This window comes from Halorubrum sp. Ea1 (genome assembly GCF_002252965.1).
GTDB lineage: Archaea > Halobacteriota > Halobacteria > Halobacteriales > Haloferacaceae > Halorubrum.
The window spans coordinates 26,755-38,705 of record NZ_NHPG01000076.1; the positions used below are offsets into that span (position 1 = coordinate 26,755).

The window sequence follows — 11,951 nt, forward strand, 5'->3', positions numbered from 1 at the left end:
CGGCCGACGGCGACATCGTCAAGTCCGACTCGCCCCTAGCACCGGCGAATGCGGCTCGACGAGTTCATCGAGTTCGAGGCGAACGAGCGCGCCGAGCGGCGGCGCCTCGCCGCCGAGAAGGACTACGGCATCTTGGACCGCCTGGACTCCTTCGAGCGGCGCTTCGAGGAGCACGTCTCCGACGACGCCGTGGTCGGCAGCGTCTCCCCCTCCATCTTCGTCGGTCGCTCGGACTACCCGAACGTCTCGACCGGGCTGCTGTCGCCGGTCGGCCGCGAGGAGCGCGCGGCCGCGTTCGAGACCTCCGCGTCGTGGTACGACGAAGGGGTCTCCATCTCGGACGTGTTCGACCGCCGGACCAGCCTGCTCAACTCGGCGCGCGGCGTCGACGTCAGGGACGTCGGTGCGAGCGCCGACGCCGTGGGGGGCGTCTCCGCCTCCGTCACCGCGGGCGCCGACGCGGCCGCGAGCGTCCACGACGCGTGGAACGGCTGGGTCGGCGTCCAGCGGGAGGTCGCCATCGCCGACCGCCCGGTCGACGTGGAGATCGGGCTCGACGGGGCGCCCGACCTCGACTTCGACGTCGGCACGCAGGACATCAAGACGCCGACCGGACCCCGCGCGGCCGCCCGCACCGCGGAGCTCGGCGAGAACCCGCACGTCCCCCGCCCGATACAGAAGACCCTGGAGGACGACGACTGGCGCGCCGAGGGCGCGATGACGTACCTCTACCGCCGCGGGTTCGACGTGTACGAGATCAACACGATCCTCTCCGCGGGCGCGCTGGGGCGCGGAGAGAACCGCCGGCTCGTCCCGACGCGCTGGTCGATCACGGCGGTCGACGACACGGTCGGGCAGTTCCTTCGCGGCTCGATCCGCGATAACCCGACCGTCGACCGGATCGAGGTCCACCGCAACGAGTACCTCGGCAACGCGTTCTGGGTCGTTCTGGCGCCGGGGCGGTGGGAGTACGAGCTCGTCGAGATGAAGTCGCCCGGTTCGATCTGGAACCCGGACCCCGAGGCGGGCGTCTACCTCGCGGCCGCCAGCGAGGGCCGCGAGGGCCGGACCGGGTACGTCGAGGAGACGGCCGGCGCCTACTACGCGGCCCGGCTGGGCGTCCTCGAACACCTCGACGACCGCGGGCGACAGGCGAAGGCGCTCGTCTTGCGGCACGTCTCCGACGACTACTGGGGCCCCGTCGGCGTCTGGCAGGTGCGCGAGGCCGTCAGGAACGCGTTCGACGGGGAGCGCGGGACCGCCGAGACGTTCGGCGAGGCGGTCCGCGGCGTCGCCGAGCACCTCCCGGTGTCGCTCGGTCGCCTGCGGCGGAAGTCGACGCTGGCGGCCGGGCTGCAGGCGAATCTCAGTGACTTCGCCGACGTCGGGTGAGGTCGCGGAGGCGACGGCGGGTCCCCGCCCCGATCGCTTTAGTCGCGTCACCGAGTGTGTGGCCTCATGGTTCCCACCGTCCCCGCGTTCGGCGGCGTTCCAGCCGGTCCCGAGCTCGTGATCATCCTGATCATCCTCGTCCTCCTCTTCGGCGTTCCAATCGTTCTCATCGCGGCAGGCGTGGTGTTCCTCAAACTGCGCTCTGGCGGCGAGGAGGCGGACGCCGACCGCATCGCGGACCTGGAGGCGGAGGTCGAACGCCTCCGCGAGGAGGTGGACGACGAGCCGGACAGCCGCGACGGCGACGACGATAGCTTATAAACCCCGATGCGGTGGCGTCGCCGGTGCGTAGCGCCGGCTGTGAGCGAGAGCTTCGCTCTCGCCCCGCGAGCGGCTGCTACGGAGGGATTCACCGCGACGTGATTCGATGATAAATCCCGATCAGCGACAGCTCACGTTTGGGTAGAAACCCCAAACTCTCTGCCCGCGTCGCTCGCTCCCGTCGTCGTTAACACTCCGTATCAGTCCTCCGCCCAGTAGTACAGGTCCTCGCGCGGCGCGTCGCAGTTCGGGCAGCTATCGGGAAGCTCCGTCCCGATCTCGCCCATCTCGCCGCACTCCCAACAGCGCCACATCACGTAGGCGGTGCCGAACACGTCGCGGGCGTCGGTGAGCCCCAGTTGCCGTGACTCCGACGGCGACGTGACGTAGAAGCCGTCGTCGTCGACTCCTCGTACCGTCCCGAGCTCCTCGCCGTCCTCGTCGTACACCGGTTGTCCGATGCTCACGTCGGCGAATACGGGTTCTTCGGAGGCCATGCGCGGGGGTACGCACCGGTCCCTCATAAGTGTGGTATGTGGTCGCGTCCCACAGAAGAAGGAAGATCGATATCGTGCCGATGCGACGCGGAGGCGAGGACCGAGTCGCCGCTCAGGCGACCGGTGTCCGCTCGACGACGGTCCCGTCGACGGTCGGGTACTGCTCGACGATCTCCCCCTCGTCGAGGTCGCCGTCCTCGATCATCTCCTCTAAGAGCCACCACGCGATCTCGACGTGGTCCGACTTGACGGTGTAGAAGTCTTCGGGGACGCCGAGCGACTCGAACCGCTCGGGGTCGGCGAACGCCTTTCCGTAGACGAGGGTGCCGTCGTCGGTCACCTCGTCGAACTCGCGGCGGATGTTCTTCGCCATCCGCTTGAGCCGGTTCCGGTGTTGGGCGGCGTCTTTGAACACCGACGTACAGAAGTACACCTTCTCGTGGCTCGCCATCTCGGAGACGATCGCGTCGTCCTTCGATCCCTCGACGGCGGACATGTGGCCCTCCTGTAGCTCGAACCCCTCCTCCTGCATCCGGCGGTAGTTACCGTCGGACATCTCGAACTCGTTGATGTTACAGAACTCCGCGGCGCCCTCGTCTAAGAACTCCAGGAACTCCGGCTCCGCGCGGATGCCGGGGATCTCGAAGGCGGGCGTGAGCCCCTCCTCCCGGGCGATGTACAGGATCTCCTCCCATTCGGTCCCGTGCATGTCGCCCCACAGCTCCACCGGCGGGTGGAAGCGGATCTCGTCGAGCCCCGCCTCCGAGAGGCGGCGCATGTTCTCACGGCCCCCCGTGATCCCGGTGTACAGGTGCGTGTGGTGGTCTCCGCCGAACTCGTCTTTCAGCAGTTCGAGGTAGCGGGTCGTCTTCGCCATCGCCTCCTGCGGTTCGCCGCCGGTGATCGAGGTGCCGAGCGCGCTCATGCGCTTGGCCTCTTCGATCACGTCCTCGTCGGACTCCACCTTCCGCTCGTTGGCGTACACGTCCGTGACGTTCTTCCGGTTCTCTCCGAGGGGGCAGTAGAAACAGTCCCGCTGGTCGCAGTAGCCGTAGACGAACAGCACCATCTTACCGCCCTTGGCGCACTGTTCACAGCCCTTGGAGATCATCTGTCCCCTCCTACCGGCCGCGGCGTGAAAAAGCGTGCGAACTCCGCGTTCCCGGGAGAGGCGTTATCACGCCGGTGTCGCGGGCGCCGCGAGCGTGACGCGCCGGCGACCCGACCGCTCGGGCCGGACGAACACAAAGTATGTACCGTCCCCGACGCGACCGGGAGCCATGACCGGAGAGCCGACCGCAGACGAGAGAGCCGAGTCAGCCGACGCCGGGTCCGAGTCGGCCGACGCCGGGCCGTACACTCGCCGTCGCGCGCTCGCCGCCGGCGGTGCAGTCGCGCTCGCCGGCCTCGCCGGCTGCACCGCGCTCGACGTCGCCACCGGCGAGCCCGCCGAGTTCACCGCGGGGACCGCGACGGTCGCGGACGCGACGCTGTCGGAGAGCGGGTACGAGCTCAACGAGGTGACCGACCGGACCGTCTCGCGCGAGTTCGAGGTCGGCGGACAAACCCGAGAGGTCCGCGTGACGAACACCGTCGCCGAGTACGACAAGGCAGTCGAGCTGTTCGGCCAGCGCTACCAGGCCGCCGTCTTCGCCGCGGTGACGACGCCGCAGGTGCGGGTGCTCGGGCAGGCGCTCAACCCGATCGCCGAGATGAGCACCCGCGATCGAGCCGAGCTCATCCTGAACCGCTACGAGAACGTCGGCGACTTGGAGCGCGGCTCGGAGTACACGACGACGGTCCTCGGCGCCGACGCCGAGGTCGTCGTGTACACGGCCGAGGGAGAGATCGAGGGGACGGGGACGAGCACGGAACTGGAGCTTCACATCGGCGAGCCGGTCGCGGCCGGCGACGACTTCGTCCTCCCGCTCGCGGCGTACCCGGCCGCATTCAGCGACGGCGAGAACGTCCGCCAGATGATGAACGGGATCGAACACGAGCCGGCGTCGGGCGGGGACTGAGCCGACCCGACCGAGGAGACGCGACCGGCACACGGGCCGGAAACTCCCGCCCCCGTGCGCCGCCGCTCCGAGCCGAAAACATATGCCGGCCCCTCGCATAGCGTCGCGTAATGCTGTTGGTCCTCTGCGTCGACCTCGACGACGACCTCGGCCGCAAGACCGGGATCCCGACCCCGGTGATCGGCGCCGACGACGTCACGGAGGCCGCCGTCGCGCTCGCGACGGCCGACCCGGAGGACTCGGACGTGAACGTCCTCTTCCAGGGCGTGAACGTCCACGACGAACTCGCGGCCGGCGGCGAGGCGGTCGAGGTCGCCGCCGTCACCGGCGTTGACGGGTCCGACGTGAAGGCGAACCGCGCGGTCGGGAAGGAGGTCGACCGCGTCCTCGCCGAGCTGTCGACCGGCGAGGAGGTCTCCGCGGTGGTCATCACCGACGGCGCGCAGGACGAATCCGTCCTCCCGGTGATCCGCTCGCGGATGCCGATCGACGGGATGCGACGCGTCGTCGTCCGGCAGGCGCAGGACCTCGAATCGCTCTACTACACGATCAAGCAGGTGCTCGCGGACCCGGAGACCCGCGGCACGATTCTCGTCCCCCTCGGCGTCCTCCTCCTCATCTATCCGCTGGTCGTCGTCGCGAACCTCTTCGACGTCGCCGGCGCGGCGGTCTTGGGGATCCTCTCCGGGCTCGTCGGACTCTACTCGCTGTTCCGCGGGCTCGGGCTGGAGGAGACCGTCGACGGGGCGGCCTCGACGGTGCGGAACGTCCTCTACACGGGGCGCGTGACCCTCGTCACGTACGTCGTCGCGCTCGCGCTGATCGTCGTCGGCGGCGTGCAGGGCGTCGAGACGGTCGAGACGGTCAGCGCTGTCCGCGGCGGGTCGATCACCGCCGGCGTGACGCTGGCCGCGTTCGTCCACGGGTTCGTCCAGTGGCTCGCGGTCGCCGGCGTCACCTCCAGCCTCGGTCAGATCACCGACGAGTACCTCGGCGGCCGGTTCCGGTGGCGGTACCTCAACGCCCCCTTCTACGTGCTCTCCATCGCGGTCGTGCTGTACGCCGTCTCCGGCTTCTTCCTCCCGGACGCGCGGGGGGTCACGTCGCTCGGCCTCCCGGACCTCGCGATGGCGCTCGCGGCCGGGACGCTCACGGCCGTGTTGAGCACGCTCGCGTTCGCCGTCGCGGAGTCGCAGCTCCCGTCGGCGACGGGCGTCGGCGAGCGAAAGAGCGGGTAGGTTGCGGGGCGGTACGGCGGCGGAGCGGGACGGCGGCGGAGCGGCCGGGTCCGTTACCGGGGCGTCCACTCCTCGCAGGCGTCCATGTCGTCCATCAGTTCGTCGTGATGGTCGCAGTACGGCTGCATCCCCTGATCGGTCCGGACGTAGTCGAAGTGCGTGCAGTTCCCGCAGTAGGTGTCGCCGGGGCCGTCCCGCGCGGCGGCGTCGACGCCGGGCGAGACGTCGGCGCCGGCCCGCCCGTCTGAGCCCGGACCCGCGGGTCCGTTCGGCCCGTCGGCGGGTCCCGCGTCGCCGAGGGGCGACCGGATGTCGGTGTCGGCCTCGCCGCCGTCGCTCACGCCGGCGGAGCCCCCCCGTCGCTCGCCCGAGACGCCTCCGGACGAGCCCGTGCCGAGACCGGTTCCCGAACTCGTCGTCGCTCCGTTCCCGGTCGTCGCGTCCGTCCGTCCCGCTCGGTCCGGTCGGTTCGTCTGCGTCTCCACGTCGCCGTCGGGGGTCCCGCCGAGGAGGCCGACGCCGCCCATCCCGTCGATCTGGTCTCGGCCGACCTCGATGATCTTCGTCTCGCCCTTGTGGGTCACCTCCATCGTGACGGTGCCGCCGGGGTCGTTGCGCGTCTTGAAGTTGGCGACGCCGACGAAGACGCTCCACAGCGCCGTCGCGGCGCCGACGAAGTACAGCCCCGCCGTCGGCAGCGTGAGGTCGGTCAGCTCCGGTCGCGGTCCGCTGACCCAGTGGTAGGGGTAGGCGTACGCGAACAGCGCGACGCCGAGGCACATCACGCTCGCCCCGACGACGGCGGCGACCCGCGTGTTGCGGTCCGCGGGGAGGACGGCCATCACGCCGAGCAACACCAGTGGGACGCCCACGCCGCCGAGCACGCCGCCGAGCCGCCGCGCCTCGCCGGAGCTGTAGCCGCTCGGGAGAGTGACCTCCGCGGCGACGAGGAGCCCGACGACGAGGAGCAGGGTTCCGGCGACGAACGAGCCCACGCCGAGGTAGAGCCGACGCGGGTCGACCTCGGAGCGTCCCCGTCCGCCGTACGCCTCCGAGAGACTGGTCATACGCCGCCTACGTCGTCCTCCCTGAAAACAGTATGTCAGACGTTCGCCCGCGGCGACGGACGGGGCGGCGATTGCGGGGGTGACGGCGCCCCCGGAGGCCCCCGACACCGGCGCGTCGCCCTCCGACATCGGCGCGTCGCCTTCCTACACCAGCGCGTCGATGTCGACGTGCGCGTCGAGCAGCTCCGCCATCCGATCGACGGTGCGCGCGTCTCGGGTCCGGCCGCTGCGGACGATCCCCTCGGCCCGATCGATCGCGGTGACGGTGTCGGTGTTGAGCGCGAGGACGGGCTTGCCGGCGTCGGCGGCCTTCCCGAGCACCGCGCCCGAGGGCCGGTGTCCCCCCGTCAGGACGAGGCACGCGACGCCCGAGGCCTCGAGCGCGGCCGTCTGGACGTCCGCGCGGTCGCCGCCCGTGATGACGGCGGCGTCGCGGGCGCGCCGGAAGTACCGCAGCGCCTCGTCGCCGCCCATCGCGCCCACGAGGAACCGCTCGACGAAGCCGTCGGTCGGGGCGTCGGTGAGCAGCTCGGCGCCGAGCTCGTCGGCGAGCTCGCCGACGGTGACGCCCGCGAGCTCCTTCTCGTGCGGGATCGCGCCGAAGACGGTGATCCCTCTCGACTCGAGGAACGGGATCCCGTCCTGGTCGAGCGAGTCGAACGCGTCGTCGGAGACCTTGTTGAAGACGACGCCGGCGAGCCGGTCGCCGAAGGCGTCGGCGGCCGCGAGCACGTCGTCGAGGTCGTTCGGCGAGCCGTACCCCGCGACGAGCACCACCCGCGCGTCGAGCAGCTCGGCGATGTCGACGTCGGTGAGGTCGACGACGCCGCCGGTGGTCCAGCTGGCGGCGCCCTCGACGAACATGTGGTCGCGCTCGGCCGCGAGCTCATCGTACTCCTCGCGGACCCGGTCGCGGAGCGCGTCGGGGTCCTCGGTGCCGCGGATCGCGCCCTCGACGAACGTCGGCGAGTAGACGACGGGCTCCATCTGGTGCATCTCGGCGTCCAGGCCGAGCACGTCGCGGGCGAGCATCGGGTCCTGGTCGAGCGTCTTGCCGACGTTCGACTGGAGGCGGGTCCCCTTCGGCTTCATGTAGCCGACGCTGCGGTCGCGGTCGGCGGCGAGCCGCGCGAGCGCGACGGTGATCGCTGTCTTTCCGGCGCCTTCTCCGGTCGCGGTGACGAGTGTCGTGGTGGTGTCTGTCATTGGTCGAGTTCCTCCGGGTCAACGGTGAGTCTCACGTCGACGGCGGCGGCGTTCGCCCCGTCGGCGTCGGGCAGTGCGACGAGCGGGTTGATGTCGAGTTCGAGGATGGCCGGGAAGTCGGTGACCAGCTGCGAGAGCCGACCGATCGTCTCGATCACGGCGTCGACGTCGACCGGGTCCCGGCCGCGGGCGCCGCGCAGCAGCGGCGCCGACTGGATCTCCTCGGTCATCTCGCGGGCCTCCGGCTCCGAGACGGGCGCGACGCGGAAGGTGGTGTCCTCCATCACCTCCACGAAGATGCCCCCGAGCCCGAACATCAGCAGCGGGCCGAACTGCGGGTCGCGGTTCATGCCGACGATAGTCTCGACGCCGTCCTCCAGATCGACCATCTCCTGGACCTGCACGCCGAGCACGGTCGCGTCCGGCTGGTAGTTGCGCGCCCGGGTGATCAGGTCCTCGTAGGTGTCCGCCACGTCCGCGTCCGAGACGCCGACGGCGACGCCGCCGATGTCGGACTTGTGGAGGATGTCCGGCGAGACGATCTTCATCACGACGTCGCCGTCGACGCCGGCGGCGACCTCGGCGGCGCGCTCGGGCGTGTCGACGATCTCGCCGTCGGGCGTGGGGATCCCGTACGCGTCCAGCAGCTCCATCGCCTCGACGCCGAGGCGGTTGTCGTCGCGGTCGCGCACCGTCTCCAGGATCCCGCGGGCGCGCTCGCGGTCGACGTCGAAGGACATCGGGTCGTCGTACTCGCGCTCCCTGATGTCGCGGTACCGCGCGAGCGTCGCGAGGCTTTCGATCCCGCGCGCCGGGTCGAAGTAGCAGGGGATCCCCCGCGCCTGGAGCTGCTGTTTCGGCTCGCGCGTCCGGTCGCCGCCCATCAGACAGGCGGCCACGGGGGCGTCCATCTCCTCGCTGACCGCCTCGATGGCGTCCGCGAGGTCTGCGAAGTCGATCGTCGCCGTGGGGGCGGCCAGCACGAGGGCGGCCCCGACGTTGTCGTCGGCGACGGTGATTTCCAGGGCCTCGCGGAACCGCTCCACGTCGGCGTCGCCGATCACGTCGACCGGGTTGTGGATGTTCGCCTCGTCGGGCATCGACTCGGCGAGCGCGTCGCTCGTCTCGGCGGTGAACGACGCCATGTCGAGGTCGGCGTCGCCGACGGCGTCGGTCGCCATCACGCCGGGGCCGCCGGCGTTGGTGACGATGGCGACGCTGTCGGTGTCCGGGAGCGGCTGGCTCCCGAGGATACCGGCGGAGTCGAACAGCTCGTCGACCGACTCCGCGCGGATGACCCCGGCCTGATCCAGGCCGGCCTCGTACGCCTTGTCGGAGCCGGCGAGCGTGCCGGTGTGCGAGGAGGCGGCCTGCGCGCCGGCGCTCGTCCGCCCTGACTTCACGGCGACGATCGGGGTGTCCTGCGTCGTCTCGCGGGCGGTCTCGATGAACTCGCGGCCGTCCTCGATCCCCTCGAGGTAGCCGATGATCACGTCGGTCTCCTCGTCCGACCCCCAGTGGTCGACGAAGTCCGTCTCGTCGAGGACGGCCTTGTTGCCGAGCGAGACCACGTCCTTGAAGCCGATCCCGTTGTCGTTGGCCCAGTCGAGGACCGCGGTGACGAACGCGCCCGACTGGCTCATAAAGGAGAGCCCGCCGGGGAGCGCGTTCTCCGGGCCGAACGTCGCGTTCATGCCCGAGGGCGTCGACATGATCCCCAGGCTGTTGGGGCCGACGAGGTTGAGGTCGTACTCGTCGGCTATCTCCGCGAGACGCTGCTCCCTCGCGGCCCCGTCCTCCCCCGTCTCGCCGAACCCGGCGGTGATGACGACGACGTTCCGGACGCCCGCGGCGCCGCACGCCTCGATCGCGTCCAACACGATCGAGGGCGGGACGACGATCACGGCGACGTCGGCGTCGGCGTCGGCCACCTCGTCGACGCAGGGCGTCCCGAGCACCTCGTCGTAGTTCGGGTTGACGGGGACGGTGTCGCCGTCGAAATCGTCGAGGAGATTCGACGTGACGGCGCGGCCGACGGCCCCCTCGCGCGACGTCGCGCCGACGACGGCGACCCGATCCGGGTCGAACAGCTCGTTGAGCGTACCCATCAAGGTGAATCTACGCGAACCTGTGGCTTAAGATCCGTGGGAGCGTCTTCGGTAGCGGAGTCAATAACGAACGACCGTTCGGAACCGTCTGGGTCGGGCGAGGACCGTCCGCGGATCGGCGCGGTTCGTCCCCGTCCTCAATCGCTTCCTGCCCCCGTCCTCAATCGCTCCCTGTCCCCGTCCTCAATCGCTCCCCGACCCGCTCCCCGCTCCCGAACCGACGTCCTCCAGACCGTCGACTTCTTTCCCGGCCGCGTGTCCCGTGACGTCGCTTCCGGCGTTCGCGCGTCCCACCGCCGTCTCGGGTCGCCCGGGCGGTCTCGCCGCGAGCGACTCCTCGCCCGCCTCCCGGCCGACGCTCGGGACGGTGAGCGTGACGACGTTGCCGTCCGCGTGCGTGTCGAACGAGAGGTCGCCGCCCGATCGGTTCGCGACCCAGTACACGAGCCAGAGCCCCATCCCGCCCGTGTGGCGCAGGTCGTCCATCTCCCACCGGTCGGTGATGACGTACCGCTCCTCCGGGGGGATGGGCGGGCAGTTGTCGCGGATCGAAATACCGACCGACTCCGTCGTCTCGGTCACGTCGACCCGAACCCGCGGCGTCGACTCCGCGTGTTCGATCGCGTTCTCGACGAGCTCGGCGATCGCGTAGTCGAGCTCCGGATGCGTGAACGCCCGCACGCCTCGCGGGTACGAGACGGAGAGGCTCGCGACGGGATCGCCGTCCGCGGTCGCGTCGGGGTCGCGGTCCCGGTCGGCGGCCCGCTCGAAGCCGTTCGGCTCGACGCCGGCCGCTCCGTCGGCGGTCGGTCCGCGGTAGCTGACGTCGATCTCGCCGCGGCCGTCGCAGTCGTCGACGACCATGTCGAGCGCCGCTTCGACGACGGGGGCGACCTCCACCGACTGCGGCGAGCCGCGCTGGCGAAGCAGGTCGATGACCCCGCGCTGCTTCTCGGCGGTCGTCAGCAGATCGGAGGCGACCCGCCGAACCGTCTCGGCGTCCTCCGCGAGCGCCGCTCCGAGTTCGGCCAGCTCCTCCGGGTCGGTCGGGGGGGTCCCCGCCCCCTCGCTCTCCCACGCCTCCGGGTCGAACGCGTCCGCGGCCGCCACGCGGTCGACGATCCGCTCCGCGGTGCCGTCGACGATGTTCATGTCGTTGCGGAGCGTGTGACGGAGCAGGTTGTCCATCACGGCGAGCTGTCGCTCGCGGCGGTACTCGTCGGTGACGTCCTGCGCGAACCCGGTGACAGCGACGACCTCCCCGCTCTCCACGACCGGCTCGCCGGGCACTCGAACCCACCGGGTGGTCCCGTCTTCCGTCCCGAGCCGGTAGTCGATCAGCGCCGACTCGCCCGCCGAGAGTCGCTCCATCGCTCGTTCGACGTACGGTCGGTCGTCGGGGTGGACCGCGTCGAGGAAGCTCTCCGGGTTCCGACGGAGCCGGTCGGGGGCGACGTGGAACACGCTCTCGACGGCGTCGTTGATGAACAACAGCTCGGACCAGTCCGCGGAGAACATCCAGAACACGTCCGGAGACACGGAGGCGATCGTCTCCAGGCGCCGCCGCGACTCCACCTCGCGGGTCGCGTCGCGGGAGGTCAACACGTAGCCGTCGACGCCCGTCTCCCCGGGGGTGTGAACCCGCGTCCGGAGCCACACCCACCCGCCGTCCGCGGTGGCGTACCGGTACTCGATCGGTTCGTCCGGGTCGACCTCGCCGGCGACGACCGCCGCGAACGTCTCCCTGAGCCGTCCCTCGTCTTCCGGGTGGACGAGATCGAACGCGTCCGTCCCGACGAGCGCCTCCGGGTCGAACCCGATCACGTCGGTGGCGGCCGCGTTCAGGTGCCGATAGATCCCGTCTTCGTCGAGGACCACGACCTTGTCCTGAGCGAGGTTCAGGAGGGTCTCGGGATCCGGACCGGCGTTCATACGGTACGGGTTCTCCGGGCGGCACATAAGGCTGATCGCCCGATTATCAGCCCGAAAAACCGGCGTTTCAGAGTCAGTCGGCAGAGATCCCGGTCGTCTCGGGGGGCGCGGTGAGCGAGTCGATGCTCCCGTCTTCGACGGTCAGCGTGACGCCGTCGTCACCGAGTTC

Annotated in this window: 10 protein-coding genes; 4 read left to right on the forward strand and 6 right to left on the reverse strand. The window is 70.5% G+C overall.

Annotation, left to right across the window (positions count from 1 at the left end; genetic code table 11):
• The first annotated feature begins 48 nt into the window (after nucleotides 1–48).
• Nucleotides 49–1,392 (forward strand): Nre family DNA repair protein, encoded by a 1,344-nt coding sequence (locus tag DJ73_RS09865; protein ID WP_094521867.1) that lies wholly within the window; start codon nucleotides 49–51, stop codon nucleotides 1,390–1,392.
• Nucleotides 1,393–1,458: 66 nt separating this feature from the next.
• Nucleotides 1,459–1,713, forward strand: a complete 255-nt coding sequence (locus DJ73_RS09870; RefSeq protein ID WP_094526995.1) for a preprotein translocase subunit TatA — start codon at nucleotides 1,459–1,461, stop codon at nucleotides 1,711–1,713.
• Nucleotides 1,714–1,913: 200 nt separating this feature from the next.
• Here DJ73_RS09870 and DJ73_RS09875 read toward each other — a convergent pair whose 3' ends face one another.
• Complete coding sequence (locus DJ73_RS09875; RefSeq protein ID WP_094521865.1) at nucleotides 1,914–2,210, reverse strand: PRC-barrel domain-containing protein; 297 nt, start codon at nucleotides 2,208–2,210, stop codon at nucleotides 1,914–1,916.
• Nucleotides 2,211–2,322: 112 nt separating this feature from the next.
• Nucleotides 2,323–3,321 carry a radical SAM protein gene (locus tag DJ73_RS09880; RefSeq protein ID WP_094557862.1) on the reverse strand — a complete coding sequence of 333 codons (999 nt, stop codon included), beginning with the start codon at nucleotides 3,319–3,321 and terminating at the stop codon, nucleotides 2,323–2,325.
• Between the two features lie 169 nt (nucleotides 3,322–3,490).
• Here DJ73_RS09880 and DJ73_RS09885 point away from each other — a divergent pair, with 169 nt between their 5' ends.
• Entirely contained in the window at nucleotides 3,491–4,231 is a 741-nt protein-coding gene (locus DJ73_RS09885) for a DUF6517 family protein (protein ID WP_094521863.1), read from the forward strand.
• A 110-nt stretch (nucleotides 4,232–4,341) separates the two neighbouring features.
• On the forward strand, nucleotides 4,342–5,469 hold the full coding sequence (locus tag DJ73_RS09890; RefSeq protein ID WP_094521862.1) for a DUF373 family protein: 1,128 nt from the start codon (nucleotides 4,342–4,344) through the stop codon (nucleotides 5,467–5,469).
• 53 nt (nucleotides 5,470–5,522) lie between these two features.
• Here the strand turns inward: DJ73_RS09890 and DJ73_RS09895 are convergent, their stop codons facing one another.
• From DJ73_RS09895 to DJ73_RS09910, 4 genes are all read right to left on the reverse strand, one after another.
• Nucleotides 5,523–6,536 carry a hypothetical protein gene (locus DJ73_RS09895; protein ID WP_094521861.1) on the reverse strand — a complete coding sequence of 338 codons (1,014 nt, stop codon included), beginning with the start codon at nucleotides 6,534–6,536 and terminating at the stop codon, nucleotides 5,523–5,525.
• A 144-nt stretch (nucleotides 6,537–6,680) separates the two neighbouring features.
• On the reverse strand, nucleotides 6,681–7,742 hold the full coding sequence (locus tag DJ73_RS09900; protein ID WP_094521860.1) for a phosphotransacetylase family protein: 1,062 nt from the start codon (nucleotides 7,740–7,742) through the stop codon (nucleotides 6,681–6,683).
• Nucleotides 7,739–9,850 (reverse strand): acetate--CoA ligase family protein, encoded by a 2,112-nt coding sequence (locus tag DJ73_RS09905; protein WP_094557863.1) that lies wholly within the window; start codon nucleotides 9,848–9,850, stop codon nucleotides 7,739–7,741. Before DJ73_RS09905 ends, DJ73_RS09900 begins: the two co-directional genes overlap by 4 nt.
• Nucleotides 9,851–10,033: 183 nt before the next feature.
• Entirely contained in the window at nucleotides 10,034–11,782 is a 1,749-nt protein-coding gene (locus tag DJ73_RS09910; RefSeq protein ID WP_094557864.1) for a PAS domain-containing sensor histidine kinase, read from the reverse strand.
• Nucleotides 11,783–11,951: the final 169 nt, after the last annotated feature.